General features: G+C 51.8%; 9 protein-coding genes. 8 read left to right on the top strand and 1 reads right to left on the bottom strand.

Annotated elements, in window-relative coordinates; genetic code table 11:
• Positions 1-462 precede the first annotated feature (462 nt).
• Positions 463-2,709 (top strand): AraC family transcriptional regulator, encoded by a 2,247-nt coding sequence (locus MHI45_RS13035; RefSeq protein ID WP_076113188.1) that lies wholly within the window; start codon positions 463-465, stop codon positions 2,707-2,709.
• 94 nt (positions 2,710-2,803) lie between these two features.
• Here MHI45_RS13035 and MHI45_RS13030 read toward each other — a convergent pair whose 3' ends face one another.
• On the bottom strand, positions 2,804-3,688 hold the full coding sequence (locus MHI45_RS13030; protein WP_038596286.1) for a carbohydrate ABC transporter permease: 885 nt from the start codon (positions 3,686-3,688) through the stop codon (positions 2,804-2,806).
• Between the two features lie 295 nt (positions 3,689-3,983).
• Between MHI45_RS13030 and MHI45_RS13025 the strand changes: the two genes are divergently transcribed.
• The 7 genes from MHI45_RS13025 (at position 3,984) to MHI45_RS12995 (ending at position 20,361) form a co-directional block, all read left to right on the top strand.
• Entirely contained in the window at positions 3,984-4,925 is a 942-nt protein-coding gene (locus MHI45_RS13025; RefSeq protein WP_076113213.1) for an ABC transporter permease, read from the top strand.
• Positions 4,926-5,010: 85 nt separating this feature from the next.
• On the top strand, positions 5,011-6,558 hold the full coding sequence (locus MHI45_RS13020; RefSeq protein WP_076113187.1) for an extracellular solute-binding protein: 1,548 nt from the start codon (positions 5,011-5,013) through the stop codon (positions 6,556-6,558).
• A gap of 102 nt (positions 6,559-6,660) precedes the next feature.
• Positions 6,661-7,815 carry a glycoside hydrolase family 88/105 protein gene (locus MHI45_RS13015; RefSeq protein ID WP_076113186.1) on the top strand — a complete coding sequence of 385 codons (1,155 nt, stop codon included), beginning with the start codon at positions 6,661-6,663 and terminating at the stop codon, positions 7,813-7,815.
• A gap of 10 nt (positions 7,816-7,825) precedes the next feature.
• Positions 7,826-9,196, top strand: a complete 1,371-nt coding sequence (locus MHI45_RS13010; protein ID WP_076113185.1) for a glycoside hydrolase family 28 protein — start codon at positions 7,826-7,828, stop codon at positions 9,194-9,196.
• Between the two features lie 33 nt (positions 9,197-9,229).
• The gene (locus MHI45_RS13005; protein ID WP_076113184.1) at positions 9,230-10,816 is read left to right on the top strand and encodes a glycoside hydrolase family 43 protein; all 1,587 of its coding nucleotides are present in this window, start codon (positions 9,230-9,232) and stop codon (positions 10,814-10,816) included.
• A gap of 75 nt (positions 10,817-10,891) precedes the next feature.
• A complete protein-coding gene (locus MHI45_RS13000; protein ID WP_341119102.1) occupies positions 10,892-18,268 on the top strand; it encodes a pectinesterase family protein in 7,377 nt (2,458 codons plus the stop codon).
• Between the two features lie 266 nt (positions 18,269-18,534).
• The gene (locus MHI45_RS12995) at positions 18,535-20,361 is read left to right on the top strand and encodes an APC family permease (protein ID WP_341119101.1); all 1,827 of its coding nucleotides are present in this window, start codon (positions 18,535-18,537) and stop codon (positions 20,359-20,361) included.
• Positions 20,362-20,419: the final 58 nt, after the last annotated feature.

The raw sequence follows: 20,419 nt of genomic DNA, 5'->3' as shown, positions 1-20,419 counted from the left end.
ACTCCGCCATTAGCCCGATTTCAGCAAATAGCTTCTCTGGAGTCCGTTACGAGGAGAATGGTGGCGGGGGAGGCAGTTTGGTCACCAGCAGAGTGAGCGCAGCTGCCCTCCCGCAGGATTTCCAAAGAAACCCCGCCCGGGAGCCTATAGAGATTTCGGATTCAAACGTACAACGCCGCGCATCAAGGATCTGAGTGTTCTGATCCAATTCTCAACTGCTCGCGAAGCCGGATGTGTGAATCCGATAAATAATTTTTTTCGGATTAGATGAGTTCGATAAATCAAGATTCCCGGTGGCTTACGGTGAGCCTTTTTATTTTGGGCGGGATGTTTCCTTTTCCTGTCTAGGCAGGAAAGAAGCTTGCAGGTTCAGCGGGTGTTATGCACACGTTAAAAATCCTTGGATTTCGATTCATGAAAACGCTATAATTGAAAATGATTACTTATTGAAGGAGCCTATCTATGAAAAAGGGCAGGATGTTTTATAAGATTTTTATTCCGATTCTGGTATTGGGCATCGGCCTCGTCATCAGCTTCGGCAGCTATATTTATTTGACGACGATTCATTCGGTTATTGATAGTGTTGCCAGCGGCAAGCAGAGTCTAATCACCCAAATCAAAAATACGCTGGAGCAGAAAATTAAAACCATAGAGTATGCCTTCAATACTTACAGTACGACCAGTTCCTTCAGCGAGGTCGTCAACAATCCGATGACAGAGGAGGACTTTCAGGCGTACCGGGATATCAATTCCCAGCTCAACTATATCGCTACGATGGGGATGGATGTCGGCGTAAAATATTCGCTGATCAGTCTGGTGCAAGACTGGAAAATTTCTGATGGAAGCCTTTCTCTTCTAACAGAGGAAAATCGGAAGAACCTGTACGAAAGTTATATCAACAATCAGAACAAGGGATTGTTCTGGATCAAGACGGATAAAGGAATCCGTTTTGTGAATACGCTTCCTGTATTCTCTCAGAACAAGCAGGCGATTGGCCTAGCCGATATTTCGCTGCAGACACTGCGGAATATTCTGCAGACGGAGGACAACACCACAGTGTTCATTCTGAACCGGCAGGGTGAACTGCTGTATGAATCGGCAACCGGGAAGAACCTGTTGACCAGCGGGCAAATGCAACGCATCACCAATATTGCCGAGAATGAAAGCCAGACTGGGACAGTAGCCCTGGAGAAAGCCAATTATCAAAAGGTTGAAGCCATTTATGCCAAATCTTCTTATAATAATTGGATTTATGTCACGCTTCTGGACCAGCAGGAAATCTCCGATGCCCTGGCCACGACCCGTTTCGGCTTAATCATCCTGGGAGTGGTGATCACCCTGCTAATTGTTGTGGTGGCCTATGTAATCTCCGTGCATTTCACCAAGCCGATCCGCCAGATTCAGCGCAGGCTGGCGGTCAGCACCCAGCCGGAGGACAAGAATGAGATCGACTGGATTATCAATTCAATTGATACGATTCTGTCGGAGAAGGAAAGTCTGGAGGGACTTTTGGAGTCAGAATTGCCGCAGCTGGAAACGCAGTTTATGCTGAACCTGTTCCGCAGCCGGATTACCGCCGAAGAGCTGGAGCTTAATATGTCCCGCTTCGGTTATTCCCCCACGGAGGATTCATTGTATTCCACGATGCTGATCCAGCTTGATAATTACGGGGAACGGCAGGCAAGCGACAAGGATCTGCTGCTTGTCGCAGTCAACAAGCTGGTGGAGGAATTGATTCCGAAAGCGCGGAGAATGATTCCGATCTTGCTGAATGACCGGACGCAGGCAACCATTCTGATCTATGAGGGAATGAATGAGCAGGAACACCGGAAGCAAGCGCTCGAGGATGCGAAGAAAATTATCAAAACAGTCAGGGATATCCTGAAGCTGTCAGTCAGTGTCGGCATTAGTAATCTCTATCAGGATTTGGCCTCCAGCAAGGAAGCCTGCGAAATGAGCAAGCAGGCGCTGCATCATCGTCTGAATCTGGGCAAAGAGTCGATTATCTTTTATGAAGATATAGCAACGGTTATTTCAGGTCCTGTCCTGCTGCATTATCCGGTAGAACTGGAATCACAGCTGTTCGACGCCATCCGGCTCGGGGATGAGGAGCTGGTATCGCGATCCTTGTACCCGCTTCTTGGCGAAATGATGAAGTATAGCAAGAACCCGCTCAATTTCGAAGTTACCCTGATCCGGTTCGTGAATAATCTGATTCAGCTGGAACAATTGATTGGCGTAGAGGTGCTGCTGACTCAGGACAATTATGCCTTGTATCACCGGCTGCTGGATATCCGCAATCCGGAGGAGATTGAACGCATTCTGGTGAATGAAGTCATCCGGCCGATGGTAACCAGCATGAAGGAGAAGACGACCCGCCAATTCCGCAGCCTCTCCGACCAGATTGCCGCCATTGTGCGCGCCGAATTTGATCAGGAGCTGTCGCTGGAGATTATCGGCGAGCGTCTGCATTACAGTCCGAACTATTTGAGCAGCATCTTCAAGAAGGAATTTGGTGTAACCTTCAGTGAATATGTCATGAACTACCGGCTGGAAATGGCCAAGAAATGGCTGGTGGAGAGCGAGATGACCATTAAGGAGATTGCTGAGCGGTTGCAATATCATAATCCACAGAACTTCATCCGCTCCTTCCGCAAGAAGGAGCATGTGACACCCGGTGCATACCGCGCAATGAAACAGGACAAGTAGGCGGTGGAATAGACGAAAACAGCCAGTCTCCGGTTGCCGGAGACTGGCTGTTTTCGTTGCTTGTAGGTTGTGAGAAGGCGAAGCTTATAGCATATCAGCCTTTTACCGCGCCCAGCAGTGCACCTTTCGTGAAGTGCTTCTGCACAAACGGATAAGCAATCAGCATCGGAACGGTGGCAACAACGATAACTGCCATCTTGATCGTTTGTGGAGGAGGAATGACATCGACTGAAGTATTCTCTCCCTGCATCCCGCTGGAGACGATAACAATCTGGCGCAGCAGCACCTGAATCGGCCATTTCACAGAGTCTGTGATATATAGAAGGGCGGTAGTGTAAGTGTTCCAGTAAGCCACCCCGTAGAACAGGGAGAGGGTCGCAATCGAAGGCAGCGCAAGCGGCAGCATGATTTTGAGGAATACGCCAAAATCATTAGAGCCGTCGATCTTGGCTGACTCCTCCAGACTGTCCGGAAGCGCCTGGAAGAAGTTGCGCATGATGATCAGGTTAAAGGCATTGATGGCCACAGGAAAAATCAGCGACCAGTAAGAATCAATGAGTCCGAAATATTTAACAACGAGGAAGGTAGGGATCATACCGCCGCTGAACAGCATGGAGAACACCACAACAAAATTGATGAGGTTTCTTCCATATAAATATCTGCGGGATAATCCGTAGGCCATCAGAGCTGTAAGAACCATACTTACCACCGTACCTACCAGAGTGACTCCAATGGATACGGACAGGCCTTTAAAGATCGTGGATGTTGACAGGATATAGCGGTAAGCATCCAGGGAGAAGGTGGTCGGGAACAGAATGAATCTCTTCTCCACTACTTCCTGTGTTGAGGCAAAGGAACTGGCAAATACATTGATAAAGGGTAAAAGACAGATGAGTGAAATGAGTGACAGCAGGGTGGTGTTTACTATGGTAAACAGCCGGTTGCCCAGAGATTCTTTTTTGAATGATGATTGCGCCATACGGTTTTCCTCCTTGTAATCGTTTCAATGAAACTTTATCAGGGGTGCTGTATTCCGTATATAATCATTAGCAATGGCTTTATTTAGGTTAGAAAAACGGGTTGATAGGGGGCATGATCTTTATGTATTATAGTAATCCCATTAAGGGGTAGAAGCTAAAAAAACAGCATAACAGCGCGGTTCGAGCCTCCTTCGTAACTAATGATTATATACGTAATCAGCAAATGACCGTAATCTGGGAATCGTAAAGAAACGCGATCAAGGAGGCCGAACATTGAAAGAGGCAAATGTCACTATGGAGTTGAACGCTGCGCCGGTGAGGAGAAAGCGAACCCCGCACAGCCTGCTGAGTTTAAAAAGACACAAGCTATTGTATCTGATGATACTGCCGGGATTTTTGTATTTTGTAATTTTTAAGTACCTGCCTATGGGCGGAATGATTATCGCCTTTCAGGATTATCAGCCGTATCTGGGCATCACGGGAAGTCCTTGGGTGGGGTTCAAGCATTTCGTCCGTTTGTTTACGGAACCAACCTTCTTTATGCTGCTGCGCAATACACTCATCTTGTTTGCGCTAAATATTGTAATCTTTTTCCCGCTGCCGATTATTCTGGCGCTGATGCTGAATGAGGTCCGGAACAAAATGTTCAAGAGTGTGGTTCAGACCATCATTTATATCCCGCATTTCCTGTCATGGGTTATCATTGTCTCCATTACTTATGTATTCATGAATGTGGACGGCGGGGTACTGAATGAGATGATTGCCGCGATGGGCGGACAGAAGATCAGCTTCCTGACTTCGCCAGAGTGGCTGCGCACCGTGTATATCGGACAGATCATCTGGAAAGAGCTTGGCTGGTCGACCATTATCTATCTGGCAGCCATTACTGTAGTAGATACCCAATTATATGAGGCTGCGGAGATGGATGGTGCAGGGAGATTGCGCAAAACCTGGCATATCACGTTGCCGGCGATTCGCCCGGTAATCATCACCCTGCTGATTCTGAAAATCGGACATACGCTGGATCTTGGATTTGAGCACATGTATCTCTTAATCAACTCCCTGAACCGCGAAGCTGGCGAAATCTTCGATACTTATATATACACCGCCGGTCTCAAGAATGGCCAATTGAGCTTCAGTACTACTGTCGGCCTGTTCAAAGGCGTGGTTGGTCTCGTCCTTGTCATGCTGTCAAACAAGCTGGCTAAGAAGGTCGGAGAAGACGGCGTATATTAAGCAATACACACTGAATTCAACCTCCGCCTTCTTGGCGGGGGTGGAAGATACAGCAACACCATTATGTATAAAAGGGGTAGTGTACATGAATCGCAATTACAAGAAGCTTGCAGCTTTGATGTTGTGCAGCGGGCTTGTGCTCACAGCTTGCGGGGGTAACAACAATAACGCTAATAACGGCCAGGCTGAAGCTACGAATGCAGGGGCAAATTCATCCGGAGCAGCCGAAACGACTGCCAAAGCCAAGATTAGCTGGATGAACATGCTGCATACGGCATCACCGCCAACAGACACTGTACTGAACAAAATTGAAGAATTGACGAATACGGAAATTGAATTCTCCTGGGTTCCGGATCCATCCAAAGAAGAACGCATCAATACCGCACTCGCTTCTGATTCCCTCGCGGATATGGTCACCCTGACGATCCTGGATAACTCTTCGGTCCGCAATGCCTTGAAAGCGGGCGTGTTCTGGGAAGTGAGTCCTTATCTGGATGAATTCCCGAATCTGGCGGCGATCTCCCAGGAAACCCGGACTTCGGCCTCGATCGAAGGAAAGCTATATGGCATCCCGTTCCAGAAAGCGGTAGCCAGAAATGGTGTCGTTATCCGCAAGGACTGGCTGGATAAACTGGGTCTAGCAGTGCCGAAGACTACAGACGAACTGATGGAAGTTGCGAAAGCGTTTACGGAGAAGGACCCGGACGGCAACGGCAAAAAGGATACAACCGGCTTTATGGACCGCAGCGACCTCGTCTACGGAGCGTTCAAAACATTAGGCTCTTACTTCGGAACACCAAACATCTGGGCTGTGGATGATGCGGGCAAGATGACACCGGAGTTCGATACGGAATCTTACATTAAAACCATGGATTATATGAAAGCTTTGTATGAAGGCGGCTACATCAACCAAGACTTTGCCGTAACGGCCAAAACCGACCAGCAGCAGAACTTTGCACAAGGTAGAGCCGGAATTTATGTAGGTGCTCTGTTTGACAGCAAAAACCTGATGAAAATGTCCAAGGGTATCCAGGATAACATGGAGCTGGTTATGGTCAATGACATCACCTCAACGGGCAATGAAGCGGACCGTGCGATTTGGGCGGGCGCCAACGGCATCGGCGGCTTGCTGTCCTTCCCGAAATCGGAAGTTAAGGATGAGAAAGAGCTGAAGCGTATTCTGCAATTTGTGAACGATACCATGAGCGATGAAATCTACGCCCTCATGACTTACGGTATTCAGGATGTTCATTATACGGTGGATGCCGATATGGCTGTTACTATTAAAGATGCCGATCTTTGGCAGCAGGAAGTGCAGCCGTTCGCGTCCTCCCGTGTAAAAGAAACCGGATATAAGATTCATGATTCGGATCCGCTCAAGGTTGAAGCCGAGCGGCTGATCGAAGAAAATGCCAAGTATGGGGTACTTAATCCTGCCTTTTCGCTGGAATCTGAGACCCACACAACCCAAGGCTCTGAGCTGACAAAGATTGTTACGGATGCCACCTATAAATATATTCTCGGTAAAATCGACTTGAACGGCTATAAGTCCGAGATTGAAAAGTGGAAGAAATCAGGCGGCAGCAAGATTATTACCGAATACGAAGCTGCTTACAAAGCAGTTAACCCTTAATGCAGCGAAAGCTGCCGGAACTATGAATTAAGCATAGCAAAGAGGTCCTATCCGCCGATGATGGCGGATAGGACCGTATTTTATCCAACCAAGGAGGAACACATGGCAAACACGAATAAATCTTCAGCAAACTTGAACTGGGCTGTAAAGATGGCGGATTCCATCATGGAACGGACGCCTAGATTATATGAGGACAAAGGGTATCAGGGCAAGTGGTCTTATGATTACGGTGTTATTCTGAAGGGCTTCGAACTGCTGTGGAAACAGACCGGTGAAGCGAAGTATTACCATTATATTCAGGAAAACATGGACTATTTCATCGGGGAAGACGGTTCAGTGAAGGGCTACCGGCTCGAAGAATACAATATTGATCATCTCAATAACGGAAAGCTGCTGTTCGTTCTTCACCGGGAAACAGGCCAGGAGAAATACAAAAAGGCAGCCGCATTGTTAAGAAAGCAAATCACAGCGCATCCCCGGACCTCGGAAGGTGCATTTTGGCATAAAAAAATTTATCCCTACCAAATCTGGCTTGATGGCTTGTATATGGGATCACCCTTCTATCTGGAGCATTTGCTCGCCTTCGAAGAAGGGAAAGGTCTGGAAGATGTAACCCGCCAGTTCATCCTTTGTGCGCGCCATACCAAGGACGAACACACGGGACTCTTGTATCATGCCTGGGATGAACAGCGTGTTCAGCCGTGGTGCGATCCTGAAACCGGACTGTCACCGAATTTCTGGGGGCGCTCCCTGGGCTGGTATGTGATGGCGCTGGCCGATGTGCTTGAGATGCTTCCTGCCGAACATACCGATTACGGCACGCTGGTGAGTATTCTTCAAGATACGCTCTCCACTTTGCGCAAGTATCAGGATCAAGACAGCGGGGTATGGTATCAGGTTGTCAATGAGGGTGGACGCAAAGGCAACTATTTGGAGGCCTCCGCTTCCAGCATGATTACCTATGCGATCGCCAAGGGCATCCGGCTTGGTCTGCTGGATAACAGCTGGCTCGAAACGCTGGACCGCGCCTATCAGGGGCTGATCGCGGAATTTGTGCTTGTGACGAACAGCGGCTGGGCTAACTTGAACAAAAACTGCCAAGTCGCCGGACTCGGCGGGGATGACCGGAGAGATGGCAGCTACGCCTACTATATCAGTGAGCCGATCATCACCAATGATCAAAAAGGGCTTGGCGCATTCCTGCTCGCTTGCGGGGAGTACGAATTCCTGCAGCGTCCGGCCGCCGGGAAGGAATAGGTGAAGCCATATGTCATTTTATAGCATTGATGACTTCGGAGCACACAAGAACAGCACGGAGCTGTCGACGGCAGCTATTGCCGGGGCGATTCAAGCGGCGAGCGAAGCCGGAGGCGGTACTGTATATATTCCTTCCGGCACCTATCGTACAGGCGCGGTCATTCTTAGCAGCAATATCGAACTGCGTCTAAGCCCCGGTGCTATCCTCTCCTTCAGCTCGGACCCTGAGGATTATCCAGTAGTGGAGTCCCGCTGGGAGGGAGTGAAGCGTGGGGTTCATGCTTCCTGCATCTTCGGCATGAACTTGGTTAATGTGTCAGTGACCGGCGGCGGCAAGCTGGATGGTAACGGCGGGCCGTGGTGGGAGAAGCAGCGCAATTCCCCCGAAGAGCTGCAGTATCCCCGGCCGAAGCTGATCAGCTTCGACGGCTGCAACAGGGTTACGCTTAAAGATTTGACCTTGGTGAACTCCCCGAGCTGGACGGTCAATCCCATCCGCTGCCAGGATGTGACCATTGATAATCTGTCGATCCACAACCCGGCCGATTCACCCAACACGGATGGCATTGATCCGGAATCGTGCGTGAATGTGCGGATCAGTAACTGCCATATCGACGTGGGGGATGACTGCATCGCCATTAAGGCGGGGACAGAGGACACGAAGGAACGGATTGCTTGCGAGAATATTGCAATTACGAACTGCACCATGATTCACGGTCACGGCGGTGTGGTGCTGGGCAGTGAAATGAGCGGCGATATCCGCAATGTCGTCATCAGCAACTGCGTGTTCAAGCAGACGGACCGCGGCATCCGGCTGAAGTCCAGACGCGGGCGCGGGGGTGTGGTCGAAGACATCCGTGTCAGCAACATTGTGATGGAGGACGTAATCTGTCCGTTTATCCTGAACCTCTATTACTTCTGCGGTCCACGCGGCAAGGACAAATATGTCTGGGACAAAAATCCCTATCCGGTGACGGAGGAAACTCCAAACTTCAGACGGATTCATTTTGCCAATATTACTGCGCGGCAGGTTCATGCGGCAGCAGGTTTTCTCTACGGTTTGGCAGAGCAATATATCTCGGAAATTACCTTCTCCGATATCGATATCTCCATGGCGGAGAATGCCGTTCCGGGACGTCCGGCGATGATGTCCGGGATTCAGGAGATGAATAACCGCGGCTTCTATCTCGGCAATGTCAGGGGTATCCGCTTCCGGCAGGTAACGATAGAGAATCATGAAGGGCCGGCGTTTTATATTGAGAACGGGGAAGAGGTGGAAATCAGCGGCTGCCAGTCCAGAAATACGCGCCAAGCGGAGGAACTGGTGCAGCAGGTGACAGTAGCCCCTTCACAGGAAGATCTCAGCGGTCTGGAAGAATGATATTGGAACATGACAAACGGAAGGAGCCAGGGAATGATTTCAGAGCACACGAAGACAGGCATTATACAGAATCCAATACTAAGGGGCTTTAACCCGGATCCTTGCCTGGTACGGGCAGGAGAAATGTATTATATCGCGGTATCCTCGTTTGAATGGCTGCCTGGTGTGCGGGTGTACCAGTCCGCAGATCTGGCCGAATGGGAGCATTGTACGGATATTCTGACCCATCAGGTGGATCTGAGGGGAAATCCGAAGAACTGCAGCATCTGGGCGCCGCAGCTCAGCTATCAGGATGGATTGTTTTACCTGATCTATACAGATGTGAAGAGCACGAAACGGCCGTTCAAGGACTGTCATAACTACCTGATCACCGCCCCGGACATCGAAGGGCCCTGGAGTGAGCCGGTGTATCTGAACAGCAGCGGCTTTGATCCGTCGCTGTATCATGATGAGGACGGGCGGAAATGGCTGCTGAATGAACTATGGGATTACCGCATCACCGAAGGAAATAAATCCTCCGGCATCGTCATTCAGGAATACGCTCCGGAGCAGCGCCGGTTAATCGGTGAACCGGTCAAAATCTTCGACTGCACCGACCTCAAGAAGACCGAAGCGCCGCATATTTACAAGCGCGGCGGCTATTACTACCTGATTACCGCAGAGGGCGGGACCGGCTCCGGCCATGCCGTAACTGTGGCGCGTTCCACTTCACTGCTTGGACCTTACGAAGTAGATCCGCTCAATCCGATGCTGACCTCCCGCAATAATCCTGAGCTGCCGCTGCAATGCGCCGGTCACGGCAGTCTGGTCGAGACACCGGACGGGGAATGGTATATGGCACATTTATGCACACGTCCGCTGGAGGGTGAATATGCCATTCTCGGGCGTGAAACCGCCCTGCAGCAGGTATATTGGACCGAAGACGGCTGGCTGCGGCTGACCTCCGGGGGCAGCACGCCTCTGCTGGAGGTGCAGGCACCAAAAGGAACGAAGGTAGGGAAGCAGAACCGCGCCTTGGATTTCGAGGATGATTTCAGCGGTCCGGTGCTGAAGAAGAACTGGAATACGCTGCGGATAACGGCAGATGAAAGCTGGTGTTCTCTGGCGGAAAGACCGGGATGGCTGCGGATCAGGGCCGGGGAATCGGTGCAAAGCCTGTTCCGGCACCATATCCTGGCTATCCGCCAGACAGACAGCAGCTTCCGCGCAGAGACAGCGCTTGAAGCCGAGCCAGCCAGCTATCTGCAAATGGCCGGTCTCCTGCTGTACCTCAATGAAGATAATTATCTGTACGCCTATATCAGCCATGAAGAAGGACGCGGTAAAGTGCTGCGGCTGATGCGCTGCGCGGCCGATGAATTTACTGCCGAGCCTGTCATCATTGATCTGAATGCAGGTGAAACTGTACAGATTGCAGTGGAAGTGAGCGAAGTGAACGCGCAGTTTATGTATCTCGCCGGTGAAGCAGCGGCGTGGAAGCCGCTGGGCGGAGAATATAATATAAGCTTCCTGTCTGGAGGCTTCACAGGCAACTTCGTAGGTATTGCTGCGCATGATATGGGGCAGTTCGGCGGCAGCAGCGCCGATTTCTCGTATTTCCGCTATCAAGGGAAGGCATAAAGAAGGCTTCACTTTCGGAGAGTTCCGGCAACTGCCGGAGCTCTCCGCATTCTCATATAACCTAGGAGGTTTTGTATGAAGAAAAAATGGTTGGCGGAGCTGCTGATAGCCGGTCTCCTTGCGACAAGTGTTCCATTCGGCACTGCTGAGGCCGCACTTTTGGAAGCGCTTCCCGCTTTCCCTGGTGCAGAGGGCGGCGGCAAATATGTAACCGGCGGCAGGGCACAGGCTGTGTATGAGGTTACAACGTTGGCTGATTACGGGCGCAACGAAACGCCGGTCCCCGGTTCTCTCCGCGATGCAGTAAGCGGGAGCAACCGGACGATCGTATTCCGTGTGGGAGGAACGATCCGTCTGAAGGAGTCGCTGAAGATCACCGGCTCCAATCTGACGATTGCCGGCCAGACCGCACCGGGCGATGGCATTACCGTAGCCGATTATACGACATCCATAGAAGCCGACAATATCATTATGCGTTATATGCGCTTTAGACTCGGAGACCGGGTCGTCAGTGAAGATGATGCCTTCGGCTCGCGGTATCACAAGAACATCATCATTGACCACAGCTCGTTCAGCTGGTCGGTCGATGAAGTGGTCAGCCTGTACGACAACGAGAATACTACAGTGCAATGGTCGATCTCCGCAGAAAGCATGCTGATGACCAGCCATCATAAAGGGCGGCACGGCTACGGCGGCATCTGGGGCGGCAAAAATGCCAGCTATCATCATAACCTCATTGCCCATAGTACCAGCCGCAATCCCCGACTGCCCACGATAACAAGGCTGGTCGATCTGACGGAAATGACGAACAATGTTATTTACAACTGGGGTTTCGCATCGACCTATGGCGGCGGAGCTGAAGGTTATTTGTACAATATCAGCAACAACTATTATAAAAATGGCCCCAATACTTACAGCAGCGTGAATAAACAGTTATTCGGGGAAGTAGCGCCGGTTACGAAGCTGTATCTGGCAGGAAATGTGATGGACGGCAGTCCGGAGGTCACAGCGGATAACTGGAAAGGCGTTCAGAGCCACTCGGACAGTTCAAAGCTGGCGGAGCCGGCAGTGATGCCGAACCCTTATGTGGAAGAGTCGGCCAGCGATGCGTATGCGAATGTTCTGGCCGGTGCCGGGGCCACTTTGCCGAGCCGGGATGCCTACGATGCGCGTGTGATGAATGATGTAAAGAACCGTACCGGGCAGCATATCAATTCTCCATTGGAAATTGGCGGGTATCCCGACTACCCGGAGACCGCTTCAAAGGTGGTCGATCAGGATCATGACGGAATGGACGACGCCTGGGAAACAGCAAGAGGTCTGTCGCCGTCCGATCCTGCCGACCGCAACGGAACGTCGCTGTCAAGTGAAGGCTACACCAATCTTGAAGTTTATCTGAATGATCTGATTGTTCAGGCCACAGCAAGCGGAGAACATACCGACAATCCTGTAACCGCTATCAGTTATCCAACCAACAATCAGATTCTGGAGGCGGGCAGTGATGTCACCTTAACGGCTTCCGCCAGCGACAAAGACGGGATAGCCAAGGTTGAATTTATCGTAAATGGTGTGAAGCAAGGAGAAGCTGCCACAGCGCCTTACCGCTTCGAATGGGAAAATGTGCAGGACGGAACTTATTATCTCGTTGTTCAGGCCACCGACAACAAAGGCCTTAAGACGCAGTCGGACAATGTTGCAGTTCATGTCAATGCCTCAGGCAGTACCGGTCCATGGACACCAGCAGATATCGGAAATCCGGGTATTGCCGGACATACCTCGGTTAATGCAGAGACCGGGCAGGTCACCGTCAAATCAGCGGGGCTGGTTGGTGCCGCCTCGGAGAGTGTCAAAACGGAGGATAACTTCCACTTTGCCTATCAGACCCTGGAGGGCAACGGAGAACTGATTGCCAAGATTGATTCCGTAACGGCGACAGATGATGATGCGAAAGCGGGAGTGATGATCCGTGACAGCCTGCAGCCTGATGCCAAGATGGCTATGATGGCGATTCCTTATGTGAAATATGGCAAAAAAGGAGTTCTGATTACCCGCTCCGTTACAGGGGCCAAGGTAGTTAGGACGGAACCTGATAGTTTTATCACCACCCCTTATTGGGTGAAGCTGGTCCGGCTTGGCGACGAAGTGACAGGGCTGGTCTCGCCGGATAAGGTGGCATGGAGCAAGGTGGGCACAGTGAACCTTGGGCTGAAAGAGACGGTTTATATGGGTCTTGCCGCCGATGCTGCCAAGGCGGATAACGAAGTGAACCGCTATAATATCTCCCGCTTCAGCGGTGTGGAACTGAAAACCCTTGACGATAAGTACCCGGCAACACCCCTTGGACTTACAGCTGCGGGAGGCAGCAAGAAGGTGGAGCTGAAATGGGAGCCTGTCCCTTTTGCTAAGACCTACAGCATTAAACGAAGTGAGGTTTCGGGCGGGCCCTATACGCTGGTAAGCAAAGACAACACAGGCAACCTCTATACCGATCTTGATGTAAGTCCGGGAAAAACCTACTATTATACGGTCAGTGCCGTGAACGAATTCGGTGAAAGCTTCGATTCGGACGAGGCGAGTGCCGAGCCTAAGGCTGAAGCGGGCAATATCTATTATGTGGATGAGGATTTCGAGCGGGTGGCTGCGGGCACCACACCCGAGTATTATGAGGTATCTCCGAATCCACAGACCGATGCGCAAAAAGTGGTTGTGTCTGCCACACCATCCGGAAGTAAGGGGAACACGTCGGCACAAGTGCTGAATGTGTATGATTCCGCGAACGGCAATGTGCAGTTTATCCGCAAGTTCACGCCAATGACAGGTGCGCTGGTGATTGATACCGATTTTATGTTCGCTGCGGAATCGGGCACTTCAGTGTTCCTGCAGGCCCAGAGTACAGATGGAAGCAAAACCGCGTTCTCCATTGAGAGCCGCAAACCGACGCTTCCGGCCGCAGCGGGCAAATACACACTGACGATGAGCAGGGGGAGCAGCCAATACCATCAGCTGATGAGCGCCTACGCACTGAACCAGTGGTATAACCTGAAGCTGAAGGTGGATGTGCAGGGTGATGAAGTCGAGGTCTATATCGACAACCAGCTTGCAGGTTCTTTTCCGTTCACCACCACAAATTTTGCGGGATATGGTATCGGGCGGATCCTGTCCAAAACACCGGGCGGCGGGTCCGGCAATTATTATCTGGATAATCTGAAAGTTTACGTGGAGCCAGTCGCAACGCCGCTCGGCTTAACCGGTCTTCCCGGCAACGGAGCAGCGCAGCTGAAATGGCCTGCACTTGAAGGGGCGGCCTCCTATAATGTTAAAAGGGCACTTACGGCCGGCGGCCCCTATGATACGGTTGCCAGTGCCATTACGGAGACTTCCTATGTGGATAAAGAGCTCACCAATGAAACAACGTATTATTACGTTATTACTGCCGTGGCTCTATCCGGTGAATCGGGCAACTCCAATGAAATCAGCATAACTCCTTCCGCTTCGGCAGTGAAATTGCCCGCGCCGGAGCAGCTTGCGGCGGTAAGCCGGAATGCCCAGCTAGAGCTGAGCTGGAATGCGGTGAAATATGCGGAAAGCTATACCGTCAAGCAGTGGAATGCAGCAGCGGACCGCTATGAACCGGTGGCGGAGGGCCTAAAGGATACCGCTTACCGCATCGGAGGGTTAACCAACGGGCAAACTTACCGTTTTGTCATCTCAGCGGTCAATGTTGCCGGGGAGGGTGAGGACTCACTGCCTGTGGAAGCACAGCCGCTCACGGCCTTGGCAACGCCTGAAGTTACCGTCCAGGCCGGTGATAGTGCCGTTAAGGTGAACTGGACGGCCGTCGGGGACGCGCAGAGCTATAGAGTAACACGGGCATTGTCGCCGGAAGGCCCATATGAATTGCTCGCTGCGGAGATCAGCGGCACCAGCTATGACGATACCGGACTGGCGAATGGCACGCCATATTATTACAAGGTGGCCGCCGCCGCAGGCACCCGCAGCGGGCTGGCATCGGATGTTGCCGGAACGGTTCCGTTCCAGAACGCCGGCCAGCCCGGTATTCCTCAAGGGGTTGCAGCTGAACCTGGTAACGGGGAAGTGAAGCTGAGCTGGACTGCAGCTGCAGGCAACAGCAGCTACCGGATTATCCGTTCGGAGACTGGCGGCGACTATAGGGTCGTTGCTGAAGGGATCGGTGAAGCAGCGTATACCGATACCGGACTGGCAAATGGAACCGTTTATGATTATGCGGTAATCGCCGTTGACGGCAGCGGAGGCGCGGCAGGTCTTCCGTCCATGGCAGTCAGTGCGGTTCCGGCCCCGGTCATGGTAGTCGATCAGAGCGGAGCGGGAGATTACAAGACCCTCAACGAAGCAATCCTGGCTTCACCTGATAACAGCACGCTCACGACGATCATCAAGGTGAAGAACGGAACGTATCCAGAGAAGGTGCTGGTGCCGGCAGGCAAGAAGAATCTGCGCATCATCGGCGAAAGCCGGGAAGGCACCTTGCTCGTCAACGCAGACTCGGCCAAGACGATAGGGCCGGACGGCAAAGAAATGGGCACCAGCGGCAGTTATACGCTTAAAGTGGCGGCAACAGATTTCACGCTGGAGAATATGACGGTTCAGAACAGTGCTGGCCGGACTGCCGGGCAGGCTGTAGCCCTATATGCCGAAGGGGACCGGGGCGTATACCGCAACGTCAAGCTGCTCGGATATCAGGATACGCTGTTCGCAGATAAAGGAAGAGCTTATTTCGTGGACAGCCATATTGAAGGGACTGTGGATTTTATCTTCGGTAACGCCGCTGCGGTGTTCGAGAACAATGTCATTCAAAGCGCGGGTGCCGGCTATGTAACTGCTCCTTCCACGGAAGCGGGTAAACCGGGATATGTATTCCTGAATAACCGCCTGACTGCCGGTGAAGGGGTGGCCGCGGGGAGCGTGGATTTGGGCAGACCGTGGAGAGACTATGGCAGCTCCACCTTCATCAATACAGATATGGGAGCCCACATCAAGCCAAGCGGCTGGCATGAATGGTATGAAGGCCGTTCCCGGACGGCACGTTTCTCCGAGTATATGAGCTATGGGGAGGGGGCTAACGCAGCCGCACGCTACAGCTGGTCCAAGCAATTAACTGCAGAAGAGGCGCAGGCCATTACCGTTCAGGCTGTGCTGGCCGGCAGCGACGGCTGGAATCCGCAGCCGCTGGTGCGCCTCTTGAGCCAATCTCAAGTGCCAGGAGAGAAGGTCTCTTCCATTACTATAAGTGGTGAAGAGGGCAGGAAGACGATCGAAACGGATAAAGGCGTTCTTCATCTTCAGGCAGTTGTGCTTCCGGAGAATGCGGCCAACCGCAACGTGCACTGGACCGTGACGGAGCCTGACGGAATGACTTCTACCCCTAAGGCCTCCATTGATGAGAACGGGCTGCTTGCGGCAAAAGCAAACGGGACCGTTCTAGTGACCGCGGCTGCGCTCGACGGCAGCCGGATCAGCGGCGGTCTGGAGGTGGTAATCAGCGGGCAGGAGGAAGTTGCAGCCGGGTTGCCTTCGGCGACGCTGAACGGGCCTGTCACCGTGTCGCCCGGGCAGGAATTTGCCTACCGGGTCGGTATTTCCAATGTTACTGATTCCGTCTACAGGTCGGTATACTCCGCCGACTTTACGCTGGATTATGCTGCGGCCGGGATAGAATTTATCTCCGCCCGGAGTCTCGTTGAGGGGATTACGCTTAGTCCTGTCTCCGCAGATCATCCGGGGCAACTCAGCGTCAGTGCAGCAGCGGCGGAAGGAGTTGCTCTGACCGACGCCAAGGAATTTATCGAAATCAGCTTCCGGGCCAAGGAGACGGCAGCTGAAATTTCAGTGCCGCTGAAATTCGCTGCTTTCAGCGGGTCGAATGGGATCCTGAATTTCCCGATTAAGCATGAAGCGCAGGCTGTTATCCGGGTCATTCCTAAAGTTGCTACCCAAATAAACGTCACTTCTGCAGGCAACGTGAGTGTACTGCAGACCGGGCAAAAGCTGCAAATGCATGCGGCTGTCCTGCCCGTAGGCACCACCGGTACTACGGTTACGTGGTCCGTGTATAATGCCGACGGTTCCTCTACGGTCAGGGCAATCATTACGGAAACGGGTCTGGTCACTGCAATAGCTGCCGGAAAGATCACCGTGAAGGCAGCTTCTGGTGAGAGTCCGGGCGTTGCGGGGACGATGAATCTGGAGATCAAGGATGGTAGCCAGACCCCGCAACCGGGCGGAAATCTGCCGTCTACCGTGACAACAGACAAACAGCCGCAAATTGCAGCAGGTACCAATGGAATTACAGTCTCCCTGGCAGCCAATGTGAATGGAAAAGTCACGGCAGAGCTATCCGCAATAATGATCACAAAGGCTGTGGAAGCCGTTCAGACGGACACACTCCGGATTGAAGTGCGCTCCCCTGCGGATACCACTGCCGTCCAGCTGACGCTGCCGGCGCAGGCAATGGTTCAAGCCGTCTCCGGGAGAATCCGGACGGTGGAGATAGACTTGGGACTGTCCAGCTTCCGGCTGGATGCGGAACTTATTCGGCGGGCAGCCGGATCAGCTTCCTCAAGCCTGACATTTACTGTTGCCAAATCAGGCAGTGAACAGATTACGGTTCAGGGTAACCTTGGCAATATCTATGAACTGGGCTTCTCCGTTGACGGGCAGCCGGTGAAGCAATTTGACGGCGGCCTGAAGGTATCGCTGAACTACGACCGTCCGGCTGCAGCTGCAGCCGAGAAAATAGTCATTTATCATATCCTTGATAAGGGTCAGGCGGAGGTCATCAGAAATTCCAAATACAACCTGCTGACCGGTAAAGTGGACTTCAGTCCGGCGCATTTCAGTAAATATGCTGCAGGTTATGCAGAGAGTATCTTTGGCGATATTGCCGGAATGGAATGGGCGAAGGGCAGTATTGAGGCACTTGCCGTCAGGGGAATCCTTGAGGGGACGGATACCCATACTTTCGGGCCCAGCTTGAAGGTAACCCGGGCAGAGTTCCTGAAGATGCTGATGCTGGCGCTAGATTTGGACGATAGCGAAGCGGCAAGCACCTTCACCGATGCTGCACCGGATGACTGGTATTACAGTTCCGTTGCGGCAGCCCAGCAGCTGGGCATCGTACTGGGCAGACCGGACGGAACCTTTGGTGCGGACGCACCCATCACCCGTGAGGAAATGGCGCTGATTGCATTCCGCGCAGCCCGGCAGGCCTATCTGCCGCTTCAGGGCTCGGGCCAAACCGCTGCATACAAGGATGCGTCCAACATTTCCGAATACGCACTGGCGGCAGTTCAAGCCATGAGCAGAGCGGGAATCATTCAAGGCGTAGGCAATAACAGCTATGCGCCTAAAGCACAGGCTTCCCGGGCGCAGGCGGCAGTGATTGTACAGCATTTGTTCCTGTTAAGACCGTAATTTCTTAAGCAATCCGTTGTCATCCACCAGTCAGCCTGAACCGCAGCTCATAACGAGCAGCCGGTTCAGGCTGATTGTTTTTGGGTGTCCAGAGATAGTCATAATTAAATCTATTGCGCAATCCGTCGCTGAAATGTATATTTATGGGATGAATTGTACCGATCAAGATATACTTTAAGCAATAAGGTAATTTATACTTCGGTCGGACTCAGATTATTATTTACTTCCAAGGGTAATATAACATTAAAAAAGTGCGGGTGAGGCTGATGATGTCTTCGGTAAAAAGATTGCTGATTGGACGTCCGCTTAAGTCGGATCAACTGGGCGACCAAAAACTGAACAAAACCAAAGCGCTGGCTATTTTATCTTCGGATGCTTTATCCTCTGTCGCTTATGGTCCTGAACAAATCCTGCTGGTTCTGATCACCATTAGTGCAGCAGCCTTCTGGTATTCCATCCCGATTGCCATCGGTGTTTTGGTGCTGCTGACTGCCCTGATTTTATCTTACCGGCAAATTATTTATGCTTATCCTCACGGCGGCGGAGCCTACGTCGTTTCCAAGGAAAACCTCGGGAAGTATCCCGGCCTGATCGCCGGCGGCTCGCTATTGGTCGACTATATATTGACGGTTGCGGTGAGTGTATCCGCCGGTACTGACGCGATTACTTCAGCTTTTCCAAGCTTGCATCCGTATAATGTAATTATTGCCGTTGTATTTGTCCTGCTGATTACGACGCTGAATTTGCGGGGGGTTACAGAATCGGCCTCCTTCCTTGCTTATCCGGTCTACTTATTTGTTCTTGCATTGTTTATTATGATCGGACTTGGTCTGTTCAACGTTTTAACAGGTCGAGTGCCTGCTGAACTGCATACCCCCATCGGTACACCGGTAGCCGGGATCAGCCTGTTTCTGCTCCTGAAGGCATTTTCCTCCGGGAGCTCGGCGCTGACGGGAGTGGAGGCCATTTCCAATGCCATTCCTAACTTCAAGGCTCCGGCACCGAACAATGCGGCCAAAACCTTGGCGGCGATGGGGATCCTACTTGCGGTCCTGTTTTCCGGAATTGTGCTCTTGGCTTATTATTACGGGATCATCCCTAGTGAAGAGGTTACGGTGGTCTCGCAAATTGCCGAGCAGGTCTTTGGCCGGAACTTTATGTATTTCTTTGTGCAAGGCACAACGGCCTTGATTCTGGTTCTGGCGGCCAATACCGGATATTCGGCTTTTCCGCTGCTTGCGGTCAATCTGGCCAAGGATAAATTCATTCCGAGAATGTTCACGGTCCGCGGCGACCGGCTGGGGTATTCCAACGGGATTGTCAGTCTTGGCGTATTGTCCATTATTCTGATCATTGCTTTTGAAGGCCGGACTGAACATTTGATTCCGCTGTATGCGGTGGGCGTATTTATTCCCTTCACCCTCTCACAGACCGGAATGATGATCAAATGGATCCGCCAGAAGCCGGAAGGCTGGGTCCCTAAGCTGATTATCAACACAACCGGGGCAGTCATCAGCTTCGTCGTCACGATGATGTTTTTCATGACTAAATTTACGCAGGTGTGGCCAGTGCTGATCTTTTTGCCGCTGATTATCCTGCTCTTTTACCGAATCCGTAAGCACTATGAAGCGGTGGCCGATCAGCTGCGGATTACGACCTGCGAACCGCCTCTGGCGATTGAGGGGAATATTATCATCCTTCCGGTTGCCGGAATTACGCATGTGGTGGAGAATTCGCTGCGTTATGCCAAGTCACTGTCCGCCGAACAGATTATTGCCGTCCACGTTCCTTTCGAGCGGGAGGATGATGCGATATTCGAAGAGAAGTGGAAGAAATTCCATCCCGAAGTGAGGCTGGTGACGCTGTATTCGCCTTACCGCAGCATCATACATCCGCTCACCAAATTTATCGACACCGTGCAGCGCAAGGCGAGTGAATCGAATTACCAGGTGACCGTGATTGTACCGCAGTTTATTCCGAAGAAGGGCTGGCATAACATCCTGCATAATCAGTCCAGCCTGCTGATCCGCGCACATCTGCTTTACCGCAGGAACGTTATCATAACTACAGTGCCTTATCATTTGAAAAAATAGCATTCCGAAAAAAGGGATTTAAAGAAACAAATTCCGGGTATGCCCGTATAATTTTAAA

Source organism: Paenibacillus sp. FSL H3-0321 (assembly GCF_038002865.1).
In the GTDB taxonomy this organism is placed as follows: domain Bacteria; phylum Bacillota; class Bacilli; order Paenibacillales; family Paenibacillaceae; genus Paenibacillus_AQ.
Note: the sequence above shows the minus strand (reverse complement) of the source record. Positions and strands in the feature narration are given on the sequence as shown.